The following is an 18,833-nucleotide window of genomic DNA, read 5'->3' as shown; positions in this document are numbered from 1 at the left end:
AGGGCAGAGGTGCCCCGGGCTCGCAGCGAAGCTGCTGGCTCGGATGAAGTGACCGGGTGCGAGCGTGCGAGCACTCATGAGGGCACGGAATCCGCCGCAAGGCGGGGCGTGAATCGCCTTGTGAGCGAAGCGAACCGGGCGAGAGGGTCGGCAGCGAGTGCGAGCCCAGGGGTGCCTCGAGACAGACCTTATGAATAAGCCTCAAATTACCCCCTAAAATTTTTGAGCAATTTGTGCTGCGCGTTGCTTGATATCAGTCAGGAGCCCATCAGGGTCGGCTTGAACAACATTTGGGCCAAACAGGACATGTTCTCGTGACTTGACACCTACAAAATCAAGCCAGTCCTCAAAGAACGTCCGTGTAAAGTCCTCACCAAAGGCGTGAGGTACACCATTTCCGTAAACACCGGAGGCGTAGACTGTGAAAGCCTTCTTGCCTTCCAGCAGGCCGCTATACCCAGTCGCGGGATCAAACGCAAATGCCCAACCTGGTTGCGTCACAAGATCAATCCACTGCTTCAGAATATAGGGCACACCCGCATTCCAAAAAGGGACGCTAAAAACATACATATCGGCAGTCTGAAACTCATCGAACAACTCGCGAGCACGAGCCCAGATATCCTGCTGCTCTTTAGTTTGCTCCTCTCCGGCAAAGACAGCCATCTTGGCGGCAGCTGCCTGGGTGCCAAAAGCTGGTAAATCAATATCGAACAAAGATACTTCCCGCACATCAACCTGCTGGTTAGATCTACTGTTGCGAAGCTCCTGAATAAAAAAATCAGAAATCTGCTTAGACTTCGATAGCTCGCCGCGTGGAGAAGCAACATAGTGCAGTATACGTACCATAACAAAATACTCTCTTCTAAATTAGGGGGTTTTGTGTGAAGGACTCGTTGTGCCCTCTATAGACATTTTCACACGCCCCGGAGGACGGACACCAGTAGGAACTTTAATGTCCCCTTGTCACATCGTGCTGAACACGGCCTTACCGCCACTTTTCACCGCTACCTGTAGGCTTAAAGCATGAACCCTACACACCTGATGATTATTGGTTTTGGCGCGATTCTCCTACTACTGGGAGTGCTGGCTCCGCAGGGCGGCTGGAATATCTACGTGATGATTCTTGGTTTCATTCATATCGCTGTGGGCAACGTGCTCGTCTTCCGCCAGTTGCAGAAGAACTTCCGCGAAAACGCAGAAGCCGCCGCCCAGCGCGACACCCCAGATTCACACTAGACACTAAAGAAAAGACCATGACGCACGTACACGACTACGACCTCATCATTATCGGCTCCGGCTCCGGCAACTCCCTGCCCAACCAGGACTACGAAGGCAAGAAAATTGCCATCGTCGATGGCGGCCGCTTCGGCGGCACCTGCCTTAATGTGGGTTGTATTCCCACCAAGATGTACGTCTACCCGGCCTCCACGGTGGCCCGCGCTAAGGACGCCGCCCGCCTGGGCGTAGAACTCGAGCACAAGCACACTGCCTGGCGGCAGATTCGCGACCGAATCTTCGGTCGTATCGATGCCATTAGCGAGGGCGGGCTCACCTGGCGCAAGTCTTTAGAGAACGTGGACGTCTACGAGGAATACGTCCGCTTCACAGGGCCTCTCACTCTAACCACCGATTCCGGGGTGCAACTGACCGCACCGAACATCGTCCTAGCAACCGGTTCGCGTGTCACCCTGCCGCAGGTCCCCGGTATTAATCTACCTCAGGTGCACACCTCAGATACCGTCATGCGCATTGATGAGTTGCCCGAGCGCGTGGTGGTCATCGGCGGCGGCTTTATTGCCGCCGAGTTTGCCCATGTCTTTTCAGGCCTGGGCGCCCACGTCACTCAGGCTGTGCGCTCTGACCGCCTACTGCGTAGCCACGACGACACCATTGCCCAGATTTTTACCCGCCAGGCCGCCCGCCAGTGGGACCTACGCACCAACCACGCCTTGAAGGCTATCGAGCCTGCCGAAGACGGGTCTGTGACGGTGGTCTTTGAGGATGCCGGTGAGCGGGTTACCGTGCCCGCCGACCTGGTGCTGGTAGCAACGGGCCGCACCCCCAACTCCGATACCCTCGATGCTGCCACCTACTTTGATGTGGATGAGCGGGGCCTGGTGCAGGTGGATGAGTACCAGCGGGTTCTCTCCGGCGGCCAGCCGGTCAAGGGCGTCTGGGCCCTGGGTGATGTGAGCTCCCCCTATCAGCTCAAGCACGTTGCTAACGCCGAGATGCGTACCGTGCAGTGGAATATCGTGCACCCCGACCAGCTACGAGCAACTGACCACCGCTATGTGCCTGCTGCGGTCTTCACTAACCCGCCCATTGCCGCTGTGGGCCTGACCGAAAGCCAGGCAAGGGAGCAGGCTGCTGCCGAAGGGTTTGAAATTACCGTCAAGGAACAGAAGTTCGGCGACGTAGCCTACGGCTGGGCCATGGACGATAGCGAAGGTGTCTGCAAGCTCATCGCCCGCAAGGATACCGGCGAGCTACTGGGCGCCCACCTGATTGGTGAGGATTCGCCCAATCTGATTCAACCCCTGATTCAGGCTATGAGCTTTGGGTTGAGCGCCCGTGATATGGCCCGCGGCCAGTACTGGATCCACCCGGCCCTGACCGAGGTTGTAGAAAACGCCCTGTTGGGGCTAGACCTCGACTAGGTTTTCCCACGCACCACAAAATCCCCGTTCCTAGAAACAGGAACGGGGAACTTGTACTTTTTATCAGGGGGCGAGAGTCGGTCTCCCTCTAACAGACTGACCTGCCCACGCTCACAAGTCTCTTATTTGGAGTCTTCTTCGGTTTCAGTGACCTCAACCCAGTCGCTGGCGGCCTTTTCAACCGGCCCCTCGGCGTCGTCGGTGGCGATATCTTTGTCCTTAGCCCCGGGGAGGGGAGCGACCTGCTGAATCTTGTCAGCTAGCTCGTGTAGTTTCTGCCCCTGAACCTCGGTGAACTCATGTAGCTTCTCAGCCTGGATCGCCTTAAACTCCTCCCATTTTTCGCTCTGTTCAGCGCGAATCTCCTGAACACGCTCAGCGGTGTGGGCGGCTGTCTCGGCTACCGTAGTTTTAGCGCGGTCGTAGATATCTTCAACGTAGGAGTTGAAGTCGGCCAGCACCTGTTTGCGGCGCACCTTCATGGAGGGGGTCAGATGACCCTCTGCCTCGGTGAAGTCCTTATCGAGAATACGGAACTCGCGAATCGACTCAGCTTTAGAGACAAGAGCGTTGGCCTCGTCAATGAACTTCTGAATGGCTGCATGCACCCCGGGGTGGGCGGAGGCCTCCTTGGCAGTGAGCGTGCGAGGTAGCCCGATACGCTCAAGTTCATCAGGTAGGACGTCGGGATCAAGGGTAATCAGGGCGGCAATGAAAGGCTTCTCGTCGCCCACCAGCATAGCTTGGGAGACCAGTGGCGATTGGCGCAGGCGATCTTCAGCGGGAACGGGCATTACGTTCTTACCGCCAGCGGTGACAATGATTTCTTTTTTACGGCCGGTGATGTAGAGCTTGCCGTCTTCATCGATTCGAGCCAAATCACCGGTACGGAACCAGCCGTCGTCAGTAAACGCGGCGGCGTTCTCTTCAGGGTTATCAAGGTAGCCGGGAATGAGACCAACGCCCTTAAACTCAAGCTCACCATCCTCGGCGATGCGGGCTGAACCGCCGGGAATCAGTGTGCCCACGTTGCCGATGTCGAACCCCCGAATGCGGCCCACAGCTAGGGGAGCGGTCGTCTCAGTCAGGCCGTAGCCTTCCACAACCTCAATACCCACTGCGTGATAGAAATGGCCGTAGTGGGGGGCCAGGCGGCCCCCGCCAGAGACCGCGAATCGAACACGACCTCCCATTGCTTCACGCAGTTTGGAGTAGACCAGCTTGTCATAGAACCGGTGCTGTAAGGCTAGCCGGGCGGGGACGTTCCCAGCGATCTTAGCCTGAGACCACTTGACCGCTACCTCTACTGAACGGTGGAAGAGCTTGGCATTAACCTTGCCACCCTTTTCAGCCTTCTTGATAGCGCCCTCATAGACCTTCTCAAAGACACGGGGCACCACCAGTAGCATAGTGGGCCTGAAGGAGGAAAGGTCGGTTGATAGGTTCTTGACGTCAGGGGCGTGACCAACGACGAGGCCGCAGTCGAAAGCGAGTACCTGAATGAGACGGCCCAGAACATGTGCCAGGGGCAGGAAGAGAAGGGTTGAGTTGGTCTCGTTTGCGATCTCAGGGATAGTTAGTTTGGCATTGGCTGACAGGCGCACAAAGTTACCGTGGGTGATAGGGCAGGCCTTAGGGCGGCCTGTTGTGCCGGAGGTGTAGACGATGGTTGCGACTGTAGAGAGGTCAGCGGCAGTGCGGCGCTCCTCAACCTGTTCGTCTGTGACGGGTAGGCCGTGACGTTCCAGGGTGGAAAGCGCGGCGTCATCTATAACCCAGACATCTTGCAAGGCAACCAGGGATAGCTCAATGACCTCTGCCAGTTTGGCGTTCTCTACAAAAACTGCCTTGGCCCCGGAGTGAGAGAGGGCCCAGGCGGCCTGCGCGGGCGAGGAGGTCTCGTAGACAGGAACCGGAATCCCGCCGGCGTACCAGATGGCGAAGTCGATGAGGGTCCACTCGTAGCGGGTACGGCTCATAATGCCCACTGCATCACCCGCTTCGATGCCCGAGGCGATGAGGCCTTTAGCCAGTTCGATTACCTGGCGGCGAAAGTCGCTCGCGGTGACATTGAGCCAGTTACCGGTTGATTTCTGAACACGGTAGACCACAGGATTCCTGCTGTCTTGGGCGCGCCGCTCAACCATATCGGTGATATTGCAGGCGGGGTCAATATCCACTAGTTGAGGGGAATGAATCTCTTTCACGCTGTGGTCCTCGTTTCTCGGGCAGGGCTACATGTGGTCGTCTGGTTATTTTACCCTGAACTTATGGCTAGTTTTGGCTCCCACAGCGCTGCCGCCACCTGACGCAGGGCTTACTTCACCGACGGCTTAGGGTTTCCCTTCGAGCGGTTCAGCGCGGGGCTTTGCACAGGCTTACAATGGGTGGTGGGAGTACATCAGTAATCAAGAGGAGAAACCACCCGTGTACATGCAGCTACGTTTTCTGCTCAAGCCCCTCTTGCAGCGTGCCTATCATCAGGACGTTGTGGGCGCTGAGAATATACCGGCCTCGGGAGCGATTCTTGCGAGTAACCACGTTTCTTTCATTGACTCAATCTTCTTACCCCTGGCTGCTCCCCGCCAGGTTTTCTTCCTTGCTAAGTCTGATTACTTCACCACCCCGGGGCTGAAGGGCCGTGTGATGAAGTGGTTCTTTTCGTCGGTGGGCCAGCTACCCATTGACCGTTCCGGTGGAACAAAGTCTGCGCAGTCTCTCGCAGTTGCGGTGGCTGCCCTGCGCGAGGGTAAGCTCGTTGGCATCTACCCCGAGGGAACCCGTAGCCCAGATGGGCGCCTATATCGAGCCAAGATTGGTGTGGCTCGCCTGGCGCTCGAAGCGGGGGTACCCATCGTCCCTGTGGCCCAGCTCGGGAACGAAAACGTCCAGGAACCCGGTTCTAACCGTCTGCGCCTGCGTCGGAACGGCAAACCCATTTGGGTGAAGACCATCATCGGTGAAGCCATCGATACCTCCCCCTACCAGAACCGTGAGGACGCCTGGGCAGCTCAGCGAGAGCTGGCTGATGTTGTGATGGAACGTATCAGTGAGCTGACCGGGCGGAGCATTGTGCCTCTCTATGCAGCAGATGTAAAAAAACTCATGAATACAGAGAACCTCTCTGCCCAGGCCGCCAGCGACCGCCTGATTCAGGCACGCTCCTAGCCAGCTGATTGCTGCCCCTGAGCGTAGTCAACTTGCCATCGGGCCTTGTCTGCACACCGCACAGTAGCCGTGCACGGGGCCTGCTGAGCTAATGTCACATGCTGGACAGAGCTTGGTCGCCCTTGAACCCAACCACAATACTTTTGAATAGCACCACGGCCAACGCCCTCAGCGGCAGGCCTAGCGATTACCACATTATAAGGAGTCACCCCGTGGCCGACGCCGATACCACCCCCACCCCGAACGCTCTCCCTGAACTCGAAGAGTGGCGTTCACTGAAGATTGACCAGCACCCTCAGTGGTCGGAGCACCCAGACTTCGTATCTGTGATTAAGGAGCTGAATTCTGTACCTCCGCTGGTCTTCGCCGGAGAGGTAGATCAGATGCGCGCCGACCTGGCACGCGTGGCTAATGGCGAAGCCTTCCTACTCCAGGGCGGAGACTGCGCCGAAACCTTTGCTGGCGCTACTGCCGACAAAATCTCGGGCCGTGTGCGCACTCTCTTGCAGATGGCTGTGGTATTGACCTACGGCGCCTCCATGCCCGTGGTCAAGATGGGCCGCATGGCCGGGCAGTTTTCAAAGCCCCGCTCGTCCAACGACGAGACCCGAGGCGACCTTACCCTGCCCTCCTTCCGCGGTGAGATGGTTAACGGCTTTGACTTCACCGCAGATTCCCGGGCGCACGATCCCAACCGCATGCTACGCGGCTACCACACCAGTGCCTCCACCCTGAACCTAATTCGAGCTTTCACCCAGGGTGGTTTCGCAGACCTGCGTTCGGTTCACTCCTGGAACAAGGGCTTCACCTCCAACCCAGCACACGCTCGCTACGAATCCATCGCCGGTGAAATCGACCGCGCTATCAAGTTTATGGAAGCCTGCGGAACCGACTTCGGCCCCCTCAAAACCACCGATGTATACACAGGCCACGAGGCTCTGCTCCTGGACTTCGAGCGTGCTCTGACCCGTGTTGACTCGCGCACCAATCAGCCCTATGACACCTCCGCCCACTTCCTGTGGATTGGTGAGCGTACCCGTGGCTTGGACGACGCCCACGTCAACTTCCTCTCCAAGGTACGCAACCCTATTGGCGTGAAGCTCGGGCCCACCACCACCGCGGACGATGCCCTGGCCCTTATCGACAAGCTTGATCCTCACCGCGAGCCTGGACGCCTCACCTTCATTACCCGCATGGGCGCAGGCAAGATCCGCGAAAACCTGCCCGCCATCGTTGAGGGCGTACAGAAGGAAGGCGCCAAGGTCGTCTGGGTCACCGACCCCATGCACGGTAACACCATCTCGGTGCCCTCGGGCTACAAGACCCGCCGCTTTGACGACGTCATGAATGAGGTTCAGGGCTTCTTTGAGGTGCATGAAGCCCTAGGCACCTTCCCCGGCGGTATCCATGTCGAGATGACCGGCGATGACGTGGCTGAATGCCTGGGCGGCTCCGACCCCATCGAGGAGGCAGCCTTTGCAGACCGTTACGAGACTCTCTGCGACCCGCGTCTGAACCACCAGCAGTCCTTGGAAATCGCTTTTCAGGTCGCTGAGTACTTGGCTCGACGTTAGAGAGGGCGGCTCGAGCCCTCAAGGGGGAAGCACAGAATTAATCGCCGCAGCTCACCTGCCAACCGGCCCATTGGCCGGGCAAAAACACTGGTGAGTTGCGGCGACTTTTGATGCTTGGGAGAGCTTATAACAAGAAACTAGCCAGCCACCAGCCAACCATGCCGGCACCAACGAAAGCCAGGAGCACGCCCAAGGCTGTTAAGGCCAAGACGGTCGTGCTCGGCGCGGGGCGCCAGGGCTTAGCTGGGGTGCGCCGCTGGGCTTCAGTCCAGTGAGCCGGGTCAGGGTTGCGCTGCGAGCTCGGCGCGTCGCGGTGGGTATCGACCTGCCCTGAATCGGCCCACTGACGTGCCGCCCGGTCGGGTGAATAGCCTGCAGAAATTGTATAGCGCGCATCAAACTCAACCTCAGCCTGGCTGGCCGTGAGCGGCCCTAACCCCGTCAGCTCAGTGGGGGAGTAGGCCTCCACCGGGGCGGCAGCGGCCGAACGCACCGCCTGCTCGTGGGCAGAGAGGCTGGCTCCGGCGTCCTCGTCGAATAAAAGATCAGAGGCACCGCCTACCGCGACGATAGACTCATGATCAGCGGTGTGACGGCGGCCGGAGCGCTCGGCGATTTCGTCAATGTCTTCCCACAGTGAAGTCTGAGCCGGGTCAGCTGAGGGCAGGCGATAGGCTTGCTCCTGGGGGGTCATACCGGACTCGACATCACGCAGGGCCCGGTAGAGCTCAGCTGCATCAGCGGGGCGATCACCCGGGTTACGGCGTGTCGCCCAGTTCACCACGCCTGCAACGTCAGACGAAATCCTCGGCGCTAGAAGAGCCACCGATGGGATATCAGTGTTCACATTGTGATAGAGCACCTGCTGGTCATTCTCACCACCTTCAAAGGGCATGCGCCCGGTGAGCATACGGTACATCATCACCCCCACCGCAAAAATATCCGCTTCCGGGCCTACAGTGGCCTGCGCATCGAGAATTTCAGGGGCGATAAAGGGCGGAGTGCCCATCAGCTGGCCTGTTGCCGATTGGTCAGCCCTGCGTGTCAGCCCAAAATCCGATAGCTTAATCGACCCTGAACCAGCCTCTAACAAAATATTGGCGGGCTTTATATCCCGGTGAATTAGCTGATGCGCATGTACCTCAGAGAGGCCTTCCACTGCGGGAAGTATGATATGCAAGACCTCGCCAACACTCAGCACCGGCCGCAGTGTTAATAACTGCGCCAGGGTGCAACCGTGCACATACTCCAGTACCAAAAACATGACCTGCTGGCCATGAACTAGTTGCGTTCCCTCATCTACCACACCCACTACGTGCTCATGGTTGATTTTCTTGAGTGCCCGCCCTTCTCGAAAAAATTTTTGCTGCTGGGCAGGATCACCCGCCAGATGCGGCAACAGCACCTTGACTGCTACAGGATTATTCGACCAGAGATCAACAGCATAGTAGACCTCGGCCATACCTCCGCGCGCAATCAGGTGGCCTACCTCAAAATGGCCCTTAAAAATGACCCCCGTCAGCCAGGGGGCAGCAGACTTAGAATCAGACATCCCTCATATAGTACGAGAAACAGCTGGGAGCTCCCCGTAAAGGCACACCCTCCCGTCCTACCGCTTCAGCACTTTCTGGGGCACAATGGAGGGGTGACTGATGAAAAAACAACCCCTCAAGTAATGGAGCTCGTCGGCGACTGGCTCACCATTCCCGACATTGCAGAGACCCTTGACCTCAAGGTCACCCGTGTCCACAACCTCCTTGCTGACGGCACCCTCCTGGCGGTACGAGATCCTGAGACCGGCGTTCGTAAGGTGCCCGCTCTCTTCATGCGCGAAGACCGCGTCCTTGAGTCTCTCAAGGGTACCGTCAGTGTGCTCTCTGATGCTGGCTTTACCGCTGAAGAGGCTATCGTCTGGCTTTACACCGCAGATGACTCCCTCCCCGGCCGCCCCATCGATGCCCTCATCGACGGCCGTAAAACCGAGGTGCGCCGTCGTGCCTCAGCACTCGCCTGGTAGAAATAGTGTGATTGAGCTGCTCGGCGGTGAGGTCGCCAAGACTCTAGGCGACCTAAGCCTGGTTATCTCAAAGATCTAGTAGGAGCGCTGTAGGGCCTTCAAAGCAATGGCATGGAGGGCATCGCGTACTTCCTCCGGGATAGGCAGAGCTGAGAGGGCCGAGAGTGCCTGATCGCTCTTCTCACTGATAAGGGCTTCAACTTCGTCAAGGGCTCCGGATTCACGCATGAGCCTCTGGATCTGGGCGATGGTAGTAGCGTTGAGCTTGGGGTCGCCCAAAGACATCTCGAGCAGGGCTCGTTCCTCGGGGCTGGCTTTCATGGCGGTAAAGGCAGTCAGTACGGTGCGCTTGCCCTCGCGCAGATCATCGCCGGCCGGCTTGCCAGTTGTTTCGGGTTCGCCAAATACGCCGAGGATGTCGTCGCGGAGCTGGTAGCCCTCCCCCAGAGGGAGGGCGAAATCTCGGTAGCCCCGGATAATCTGGGCTTTCTGATCGCGGCCTAGACCCAGGCCCAGTGCACCGCCTAAGGCAACAGGGTGCTCACAGGTGTATTTGGCGGCTTTATAACGGATGACATTGAGAGCGCGTTGAAGGGCTACCTGCGGTTCTTCTTCGGGTACCACCTCACCCACAATATCGAGGTACTGGCCGGCCATGACTTCGGTGCGCATGACATCGAAAATAAAACGGGCCTCGCTGGTGGCGGTCAACTCAGGAATTGAAGAGAAAACCATCTCAGACCATGAGAGGCAGAGGTCTCCCGCTAGAAGTGCACTTGAAACGCCAAAAGAAGCTGCGTTTGTTTTATACCCGCGTTCCCGGTGCATCGCCTCAAAGCGGCGGTGGACGCTGGGGGCACCGCGCCGCGTATCAGAGGCATCAATTATGTCGTCGTGAATGAGTGCTGCGGTTTGGAAGAGTTCAATGGCTAGACCAGCCCGAACGATAGAGGCTGAGCACTCAGTGCCACCAGCGCCGCGGTACCCCCAGTAGGCCAGCAGGGCACGCAACCGCTTGCCGCCGGTAGAAAGGGCTGAGATAGATTCGATGAGAGGTAGGGTTTCGGGCGAGACCGCCCGCATCGTGGTGCTCTGTTCATGAAAGAAGCGGTTCATCTCTGCTTCGATGGCCGCCAGGTAACGAGCTGATTCATCGGTGCCCGCAGAGGGGGGTAGCTGGGTGGTCATGGCATCCTTGGGTTGAACCTATCTGTAGAGTACCAGTTTATCGATAAAGTACCTGGCGTGCTGGGGGCCTCTGATTTATGATGGATTAGAACATATTTTCGATGGAAGGTGTGGTGGGGTGCCCATGCAGAACGGCGGACGCGGCCCGCAGTCGCGCGTTATCATGCACCTTGATATGGATGCCTTCTTTGTCAACGTGGAACTCTTAGCCCGGCCCGAGCTCCAGGGGCAAAGAATTATTGTGGCCCGTAATTCGCCGCGCTCTGTGGTTCTCTCTGCTTCGTATGAAGCTCGACAGTTTGGTGTGGGCTCTGCCATGCCGCTGGCGCAGGCACTCCGGCGTTGCCCCGGGGCTGTACTTATTGAACCGTCGGCTCGCTACCGTGATTACTCGGCTCACGTTATGGGGATTCTGCGTGATGTTACCGACCGGGTAGAGCAGGTAAGCGTCGATGAAGCTTTCGTTGATTTAACCGGAGCCATGCGCGCCCAGGGGAACCCGGTCGAGCTGGCCCAGGGGGTGCGCGCTCGCATTGTTGACGAGCTACATTTACCGAGTTCTGCCGGTATTTCCTCGACCAAGTTTGTGGCCAAGGTGGCATCAACCGGGTCCAAGCCCAACGGGCTCTGGGTGGTTCCTCCGCGGCGTATCCAGGAATTTCTTGACCCACTTCCTATTGAGAAACTCTGGGGTGTGGGCGCTAAGAGCGCACAGAACTTGCACGGCTTTGGTATTCATACCGTAGCCCAGTTGCGCGAGTACGAGTTGGGCTGGTTGCAGGGGCGGCTGGGTAAGGCGGCTGGGTCTCATCTCTATGAGATGGCCCGAGGTATTGACCGGCGTGAGGTGGTGCCCTACCGCCATGAAAAATCTATCGGAGCTGAGCATACCTTCGTAACGGACCAAACGGATGCCTCTGCGGTAGCTGCCGAGCTATACACTCTCTGTCTCACGGTAGCGCGCCGTCTTAGAGCGTCCGGCAAACAACCGCGCGGTCTCAGTCTCAAAATTCGTTACTCAGACTTTGAAACTCTCACCCGCTCCTGCCCGCTTGATACCCCAACTACCTCGGGTCGGGCTCTTTACCGTGCTGTACACAGCCACCTGCAAAGGTTGGGCCTGCTTGATGCGCAGGGGGCCTCGCCCAGGCCGATTCGCCTGGTGGGTGTACGTGCCGAGAAATTAGAGAGCAAGGACGCCGGCGTGCAGCTCTCACTCTTTGAGCAGGAAGGCGCTGGGGGAGATCCGGTGGGCCTAACGACTGTGCGGAGTGATGCGTCTGCCGAAAACTTTGGTGAGCCTGATAGTTTGCGTGAACACTGGGAGAGGGCTGAGGCGGCTATGGACCAAATACATTCTAAGTTCGGCTCACGGGGTTTGCTGCCTGCTCGTTTGCTTAACCCCACGATGCAGAAAAGTGGGTGACATGCAAGGTTATTTTTTACCTTCTGTCTAGGTTCTACCCCGCCTGCCCCGGTAAGATTAAGTAGACGCGCGGGGTAGTCCGCGTACCGGCCCTAGGGAGTGATAGCTGGGCCCAGCTAAGCTCACCGAACCAGCTCAAGGAGACACCATGGCGCTATCTGAACAGGAACAGCAACTGCTGGATCAGCTCGAGAAGCAGTTGAACGAAGACCCTGCTTTTGCGTCAACCATGACTGACCCCCACCCTGCCGTTGCTTCCACGGGTAAGACCTCCCCCCGCAACTTGGTCATTGGCGCTCTTGTTGCCGTGCTGGGCTTGGGGGTTATCATCGCCGGGGTTGCTACCAAACTTATTCTTCTTGGCGTACTGGGATTCATCATTGCAGCCGGTGGTGTCTATTTCGCTACCACCGCTCCCAGGGGTTCCCGGGCCGTACCTACCAACCCCCAGAGAGGAGTGCCCACGAAGAAACAGGGCAGTTCCCGCTTCATGCAAAATCTTGAAGACAAGTGGGATAAACGTCAAAACGGTAATCGTTTCTAAGCGTCCTTTTCAACGTTTAATCTCAGTGCTCTAGCGCAGGTTTCCTTGGCCGCCCGGCATATGCCGGGCGGCCAAGTTTTTTTAAACTCCGGGTCATAGGTCAAAAGCGATTATGAAACTGATTCAAAAGCAACAGGGCTTCTCAAGCTTGAGGTGAGCGCGAGCTTGGGCGCCCAGAGAGAGATCTTAGGGATAAACCTCAGGGGATAAAACATGTGAAAACACTCAAAAAGGAGGAAAAATTCCATATTTGCTGTGGTTGGTGGGGCATAGTGGAGTAAAGTGGAGGAAGTCAGAGCAACAGTGGTGCAGTTTCCCCGTCCGGGGAAGCCTCTAGGTAGTCAAGAAAAGGCGGTGGTGCTATGTTCCTCGGGACTCACACCCCGCGGCTGGACGTCAAAGGTCGGCTTATTCTGCCTGCAAAGTTTCGCGAGCAACTCGAAGAAGGGCTTGTACTGACCCGCGGTCAAGAACGTTGCCTCTATGTTTTCACCCAGGCTGAGTTTGAACGCATCCACGAACAGTTGCGTTCGGCCCCGCTGTCATCAAAACAGGCGCGAGACTACATCAGAGTTTTTCTGTCGGGTGCCTCAGACGAAGTGCCAGATAAGCAGGGGCGTATCACCATACCGCCTGCCCTCAGAACCTACGCCGGGCTCGAAAAAGAACTGACCGTTATTGGTGCAGGGTCTCGAGCAGAAATATGGAGTTCTGAGGCCTGGGAAGCCTACCTGCTCGAACAAGAGGAAGCCTTCTCTGACACAGATGAAGACATCCTTCCAGGGCTGATGCTCTAATACAGCCCGCACCATGACCATACGACCACCCCGAGGAGCAAAACCCTTGACTCAGGTAGAGAACCTCTCACCAGGCAAGGAAGCCAAAGACAGGCACACGCCGGTCATGCTTGACCGTTGCCTGAGCCTCCTCGCGCCCGCACTGAACCGCCCAGATGCCGTCGCCATTGACGGTACTCTCGGCATGGGGGGCCATTCTGAAGCCATGCTTGAACAGTTCGAAGACCTCATCCTGATTGGCATTGATCGCGACCCCATGGCTCTCAAGATTGCGAGCCAGCGCCTGGCCAGGTTCAGCAAACGGTTTATCCCGGTGCACGCTGTTTATAGCGAAATCCCGCGTGCTATGGAAGAAGCCGGAGTGACCGAAGTCGATGGTGTGCTCTTTGACCTGGGTGTTTCTTCTATGCAACTTGACGAACGCGCCCGTGGGTTTGCCTACTCCTACGATGCCCCTCTTGACATGCGTATGGACACAACCGAAGAACTCACAGCAGCAACCATCGTTAACACCTACGACGAAGCTGATTTGCGCCGAATCATTCGTACGTGGGGCGAAGAGAAGTTCTCCTCCCGTATAGCCGCTCGTATTGTCACCGCTCGTGCCGAACGTCCATTTGAAACGACCGGGGAACTGGTGAGAGTCATCCAGGAGGCGGTACCCGTTGCTGCTCAGCGAAAAGGCGGTCACCCCGCCAAGCGCACCTTCCAAGCACTCCGTATAGAGGTCAATCACGAGCTCGAAGCACTTGAGCTGGCCATTCCCGCAGCTATCGACGCCCTCAAACTCGGCGGCCGCTGCGTGGCCATGAGCTACCACAGCCTCGAAGACAAAATCGTTAAACGAAGTTTCACCGCTCGTTCCACATCTAGCGCCCCTAAAGGCTTTCCTGTGGAACTTGAAGAACACAAACCCGAACTCAAAATTATCACCCGGGGTGCGGAACCCCCCACTGACCGAGAGATTGAAGAAAACTCACGGGCAGCGTCCGCAAAACTCCGGGCAGCAGAAAAAATCAAGATCACAAAGGCAGTACAATGAGCGCGGAACCCCGTTTCCTCCATCCCCTGACCGACAGCTCGGCACCAACCAGACCACGCCTGTCTGTAGTACGCGACGACCTGGTAGAGAGCAAGCCAGCCCGTCGCCCCCTATCACGCTCCCGCGCCAACAAGGCCACGTCAAACCGCTGGCGTATCTTCATAGCGCTCGGTGCCATGCTGGTGGCTCTACTGACCGTTCTAGTACTTAGCATCATCATGGCCTCCCGTCAGTATGATTTGGTTGAGTTGCGCGCTCAGGAACAAGCTCTGCAGCAGAACAACGAGGCTCTAGTTCAGGAGATTGAATTCCAGCAAGCGCCCCAAGATTTGGCTATACGTGCCAGCCAGCTGGGCCTGGTTGCCACCTCAAGTCAGGCCGCACTTGACCTGCAAACCGGTGAAATTACAGGTACGCCCACGGCAGCTACCCCTGCTGAAGAAACAGATCAAAACCTGATAGCTCCGCCTGCGCTGTCTGACACCCAGGCGTACTCTGAGGCTCAAGCCCGTGCTGAGGAACAGCGTAAGAAAGAAGAAGCAGCAGCCAAGGCTAAAGCATCGGCAGAAGCGTCAGCAAGTGCGGCTGCATCAGCTCAGGCGTCCCCAGGGGCAACACCCACCGCTACGCCCTCAACCTCCCAGAGCGGTGGCTGAGACTAGAGTCGAATAGAGCGAGGTGCCCACCGGGCTCGGTGGGCACCTCTTAGCGTGCAGGGTTTCACGTAGACTTTTGCTGGAAAAGACATCATGATTGATCGGAAACCGTGATGAAGGAATGGGGGAGTATGAGCGGCTCGGAGCACACGACTACTAGCCAGAATATTGCTGGCATCCAACGTACCGTGGGGCGCCGTGGCTTTATCGCAGGAACTCTAGCTGTGGGCGGTCTGGGCGTACTCGGCGCTCGCCTGGCCTGGCTACAAGGGCTTGACCCGAACGGGCTAGCCGATGCAGCCAAGCAAAAACGTACTCGCACCCAAACCATCCCGGCTCTGCGCGGTGAGATTCTCGATATTAACGGCAATGTGCTGGCCCGCAGCGTGCAGCGTTACAACATTACCGTTGACCAGACCACCGTCACCGGCTTCAAGCGTTACATTGACGGCAGTAGCGACGCTGTTGAAGTAACTCCCACCGAACTGGTCTATGAACTAGCGGACATTCTGCAGATGAAAGACACCGAGGTCAAAGAGGCTCTGGACGGTGATAGCCGTTACAAGGTCATTAAAGAGAACGTGACCCCTGCCGTCTACAACAGGATTGATGCGCTTGGTGCTCCTTTTATCTATGGTGAAATCCTCTCCGAACGTCAGTACCCCAACGGCCAGGTAGGTGGCTCGGTCGTGGGCCGCTTGAGCATTGTAGAAGAGGCCGTTGAAGGTTCTAATGGGCAAACTCGTCAGGCCAACTACTCAGTAGGGGTTGAACGTACCATGGGTGAGCACCTGGCTGGTGTTGACGGGGAGCGGATCTACGAAATTTCTGCTGACGGAATCCGTATTCCTATCGGAGAGGAGCAGAATACTCCGGCTCAAAACGGTAAAAATATTCGTCTTACCCTTAACCAGGACGTTCAGTACTTTGCTCAGCAGGTGGTGAAAGCCCGAGCAGATGAATTAAAGGCTGAGTGGGGCACAGCCATTGTGATGGATGTGCGTGACGGGTCGATCCTGGCGCTCGCAGATTCCTCGACCATGGACCCGGGTGCCGAGAAGTTTGAACTTGCTGATATGAACCCCCGGGCTATCACTCAGGTCTTTGAGCCGGGGTCAACCGAAAAAATTCTGACCACGGCGGCCGTTTTCGAAGAGGGTTTGGCTGACCCTACCACTGTTTTTGATGTGCCCGCCGAGTTGCATATTGATGATCAGACTATCACCGATGCATTCACACACCCGGCGCAAAAGCGGACTGTGGCAGGTATTATCGCTGACTCGATGAACACCGGCACCGTGCTGATGGGGAGTAAGCTTACCAAGGAACAGCGCTATAACTGGCTTAAGAAGTTCGGTATAGGTGAGTACACCGGTGTTGAACTGACCGGTGAATCACAGGGGCTGGTCTCTGATTGGCGCGACTGGGATATCCGCCAGCAGTACACGGTGCTATTTGGGCAGGGTCTGGCTCAGTCTGCCCTGCAAACGTCGATGATTTACCAGACCATCGCCAATAAGGGTATGATGCTCAAGCCCCGCATTATTGATGCGGTTATTGATGCGGACGGCACTGAGCAGGTTCGTGAGGTTGCTGAGGGCACACGCATCGTGAGTGAAGAAACCGCCCGAAAAACCATGCAGGTCATGGAGGCGGTGGTATATCAGGGGGGCACTAAGGGCGCTCAAATTAACGGTTACCGGGTGGCTGGCAAAACCGGTACAGCAGAAAACGTGGGTGAGGGATCAACAACTTATGACGGCTGGACAACCTCCTTTGTGGGCGTTGCACCGGCCGAAGATCCGCGTTTCTTGGTGTCAGTAACGATACACCGCCCCAAGACCACAGCTGCTGAGGTGGGGTCGGCTAATACTACGCTTCAGTTCGCTGAGATTATGGAAAAAACCCTTCACATTTACAATGTGCCACGCTCTACCACTGAGCCTCAGGAGACCCCCAAGTTCGCTGAAGGTCATGACGAAAACAACTAGAGTAGAGCCTAACTACTTTTGCGGGGCCGCTGCCTGGAACCGCCTGAGAACACATCGCCCATTGAGAGGGAGACCGTGACCGATAATCAATCCCTGAGCGGTAACGCTCAGACCCTACGCCCTGCCCGCGTACCTGAACGTACCTGCGCTGAGCTTGTTGAGTGGCTCCGTGCCGTGGGCCTGTCTGCCAGCGTGGTGCAGGAGTCTAAGAGCCCCATCACCGGTATCACCATGGACTCACGTGAGGTGCAACCCGGTGATCTGTATGTGGCACTGGCCGGAGCCAAGGCTCACGGCGCTGAGTTCTTGGGTGCGGCCGTGCAGTTGGGTGCAGCTGCGATGCTCACGGATGCTACGGGGCTTGAGATGAGTCAGTTATCTGGGCAGCTACCTGAGGGGTTCGGTTTGCTGAGCACAGAGGACGTCCGCTCGGCGGTTGGTCCCCTTTCGGCGCGAATCTACGATTCTCAGCCAGCCGGTGGGGGAGCACCTCGCCTGTTTGCTGTGACCGGCACCAACGGGAAGACCACCACCACCTACATGATTAACTCGGTGATGCAGGGGCTGGGTCACACCACCGGGCTCATTGGAACAATTGAGATTTTGGCTGGGGGCCAGGCTATCCCATCTAGACTGACTACCCCCGAATCCCCTCACGTTCATTCGCTCATAGCGCTGATGCGTCAGCAGGGCGTTACCTCTGCGGCTATGGAGGTTTCTTCTCATGCTCTGGACTATCACCGTGTTGACGGGATTCGCTATGATGTTGCCGGTTTCACTAACCTAACCCAAGACCACCTGGATTTGCACGGCACAATGCGCGGCTACTTTGAGTCGAAGGTCCAGCTTTTTACGCAGACTCGTACTCGCCGCGCGGTCATTACCGTGGACGATGAATGGGGAATCGCGATGGCTGATGCGGCAGAGGCGGCCCTCGGCCCTAGCTCAGTGGTGCGCCTAGCAACTAGTTTCGGCGCGGGGTTTGAAAACAGGGACGCCGCCCCCACCTTGGGCGCCTCAGACTGGGCTCTTCTGAAGGTAGAGCGTTCGGGTATCGGCCACTCGTTCGTGCTACACCGCGGAGACGGCCTGGAATTGCCCACTGCCACCCAGCTCCCGGCTGACTTCAACGTTTCTAATGCTGCCCTAGCTGCGGTGATGGTCTACGAGTCAGCCCGCGACGCTATGGAACGTGACCGTATTGCCGAGCTACTGGCTACTCCCGAGACGCTGACCCCGCTCGTCCCCGGCCGCATGCAGCTCATGTCTACCGAGCCCACTACTTTGGTTGACTTCGCCCATAACCCCGATGCGCTTAAACGAGCTCTGGAGGCTATCGAACCGGCCGACCCCAGCGGTAAGGTCATTATCGTTTTTGGTGCAACCGGTGAGCGCGACCAGACCAAGCGCCCCCTGATGGGCCAGGTAGCGGCTACCTACGCAGATATCGTGGTGGTCACTGACGATGACCCGCACGGAGAAGACCCGGCACCTATCCGGGAGGCGGTTGCTTCAGGTGCTCGTCTGGCAGTTGAGAACGGGGCCCGTGCCAGCCAGGTGCTTAACATCGAGCCGCGCTCTGTAGCCATTGACCGGGCGATTGAACTTGCTGGCCCTCACGATTCAATCTTGGTGGCTGGGCGTGGCCACGAGGTGGCCCAAGACGTGGCTGGAAACGATATAGAACTCGATGACCGGGTAGAGACTGTACGTGCGTTACGCGCAGCAGGTTTTACCGTCGTACCTGCCTATCAGAATCACACCAAATAA

The 18,833-nt window shown here is 57.4% G+C and carries 16 protein-coding genes; 12 read left to right on the top strand and 4 right to left on the bottom strand.

Going from position 1 to position 18,833, the window contains the following annotated elements; all coding sequences use genetic code 11:
- Positions 1-213: 213 nt before the first annotated feature.
- The gene (locus L6966_RS01410) at positions 214-846 is read right to left on the bottom strand and encodes an FMN-dependent NADH-azoreductase (RefSeq protein WP_083091795.1); all 633 of its coding nucleotides are present in this window, start codon (positions 844-846) and stop codon (positions 214-216) included.
- A gap of 177 nt (positions 847-1,023) precedes the next feature.
- Here L6966_RS01410 and L6966_RS01405 point away from each other — a divergent pair, with 177 nt between their 5' ends.
- Positions 1,024-1,236, top strand: coding sequence for a hypothetical protein (locus L6966_RS01405; protein ID WP_083091794.1), 213 nt, complete (start codon positions 1,024-1,026; stop codon positions 1,234-1,236).
- A gap of 17 nt (positions 1,237-1,253) precedes the next feature.
- Positions 1,254-2,660: a mycothione reductase gene (locus L6966_RS01400; protein WP_237223703.1), complete on the top strand. Its 1,407-nt coding sequence runs from the start codon at positions 1,254-1,256 to the stop codon at positions 2,658-2,660.
- 122 nt (positions 2,661-2,782) lie between these two features.
- On the opposite strand, the gene L6966_RS01395 is transcribed toward L6966_RS01400, so the two are convergent.
- Positions 2,783-4,867: an AMP-dependent synthetase/ligase gene (locus L6966_RS01395; RefSeq protein ID WP_237232762.1), complete on the bottom strand. Its 2,085-nt coding sequence runs from the start codon at positions 4,865-4,867 to the stop codon at positions 2,783-2,785.
- A 226-nt stretch (positions 4,868-5,093) separates the two neighbouring features.
- Between L6966_RS01395 and L6966_RS01390 the strand changes: the two genes are divergently transcribed.
- Together L6966_RS01390 and L6966_RS01385 are read left to right on the top strand one after the other, a co-directional pair.
- The gene (locus L6966_RS01390; protein ID WP_237232761.1) at positions 5,094-5,828 is read left to right on the top strand and encodes a lysophospholipid acyltransferase family protein; all 735 of its coding nucleotides are present in this window, start codon (positions 5,094-5,096) and stop codon (positions 5,826-5,828) included.
- 212 nt (positions 5,829-6,040) lie between these two features.
- Positions 6,041-7,402 (top strand): class II 3-deoxy-7-phosphoheptulonate synthase, encoded by a 1,362-nt coding sequence (locus L6966_RS01385; RefSeq protein ID WP_083091791.1) that lies wholly within the window; start codon positions 6,041-6,043, stop codon positions 7,400-7,402.
- Positions 7,403-7,526: 124 nt separating this feature from the next.
- On the opposite strand, the gene L6966_RS01380 is transcribed toward L6966_RS01385, so the two are convergent.
- Positions 7,527-8,954, bottom strand: a complete 1,428-nt coding sequence (locus tag L6966_RS01380) for a serine/threonine-protein kinase (protein WP_237232760.1) — start codon at positions 8,952-8,954, stop codon at positions 7,527-7,529.
- Between the two features lie 123 nt (positions 8,955-9,077).
- Here L6966_RS01380 and L6966_RS01375 point away from each other — a divergent pair, with 123 nt between their 5' ends.
- The gene (locus L6966_RS01375) at positions 9,078-9,419 is read left to right on the top strand and encodes an Rv2175c family DNA-binding protein (protein ID WP_143539127.1); all 342 of its coding nucleotides are present in this window, start codon (positions 9,078-9,080) and stop codon (positions 9,417-9,419) included.
- A 75-nt stretch (positions 9,420-9,494) separates the two neighbouring features.
- Here the strand turns inward: L6966_RS01375 and L6966_RS01370 are convergent, their stop codons facing one another.
- Positions 9,495-10,607 carry a polyprenyl synthetase family protein gene (locus L6966_RS01370; protein WP_237232759.1) on the bottom strand — a complete coding sequence of 371 codons (1,113 nt, stop codon included), beginning with the start codon at positions 10,605-10,607 and terminating at the stop codon, positions 9,495-9,497.
- 124 nt (positions 10,608-10,731) lie between these two features.
- Here L6966_RS01370 and dinB point away from each other — a divergent pair, with 124 nt between their 5' ends.
- From dinB to L6966_RS01335, 7 genes are all read left to right on the top strand, one after another.
- Entirely contained in the window at positions 10,732-12,033 is a 1,302-nt protein-coding gene (gene dinB / locus L6966_RS01365; RefSeq protein ID WP_237232772.1) for a DNA polymerase IV, read from the top strand.
- Between the two features lie 148 nt (positions 12,034-12,181).
- Positions 12,182-12,577: a DUF3040 domain-containing protein gene (locus L6966_RS01360; protein ID WP_237232758.1), complete on the top strand. Its 396-nt coding sequence runs from the start codon at positions 12,182-12,184 to the stop codon at positions 12,575-12,577.
- A gap of 362 nt (positions 12,578-12,939) precedes the next feature.
- Positions 12,940-13,374, top strand: a complete 435-nt coding sequence (gene mraZ, locus L6966_RS01355; protein WP_083091786.1) for a division/cell wall cluster transcriptional repressor MraZ — start codon at positions 12,940-12,942, stop codon at positions 13,372-13,374.
- Between the two features lie 106 nt (positions 13,375-13,480).
- Positions 13,481-14,416 carry a 16S rRNA (cytosine(1402)-N(4))-methyltransferase RsmH gene (rsmH, locus tag L6966_RS01350; RefSeq protein ID WP_237232771.1) on the top strand — a complete coding sequence of 312 codons (936 nt, stop codon included), beginning with the start codon at positions 13,481-13,483 and terminating at the stop codon, positions 14,414-14,416.
- Positions 14,413-15,072 carry a cell division protein FtsL gene (gene ftsL, locus L6966_RS01345; protein WP_083091784.1) on the top strand — a complete coding sequence of 220 codons (660 nt, stop codon included), beginning with the start codon at positions 14,413-14,415 and terminating at the stop codon, positions 15,070-15,072. Before rsmH ends, ftsL begins: the two co-directional genes overlap by 4 nt.
- A 131-nt stretch (positions 15,073-15,203) precedes the next feature.
- Complete coding sequence (locus L6966_RS01340) at positions 15,204-17,063, top strand: peptidoglycan D,D-transpeptidase FtsI family protein (RefSeq protein WP_237232757.1); 1,860 nt, start codon at positions 15,204-15,206, stop codon at positions 17,061-17,063.
- Positions 17,064-17,138: 75 nt separating this feature from the next.
- The gene (locus L6966_RS01335; protein ID WP_237232756.1) at positions 17,139-18,833 is read left to right on the top strand and encodes a Mur ligase family protein; all 1,695 of its coding nucleotides are present in this window, start codon (positions 17,139-17,141) and stop codon (positions 18,831-18,833) included.

The organism is Rothia nasisuis (assembly GCF_928381405.1).
Taxonomy (GTDB): domain Bacteria; phylum Actinomycetota; class Actinomycetes; order Actinomycetales; family Micrococcaceae; genus Rothia; species Rothia nasisuis.
The sequence above is the reverse complement of the archived record's forward strand: the minus strand, read 5'-3'. Positions and strand labels throughout refer to the sequence as shown.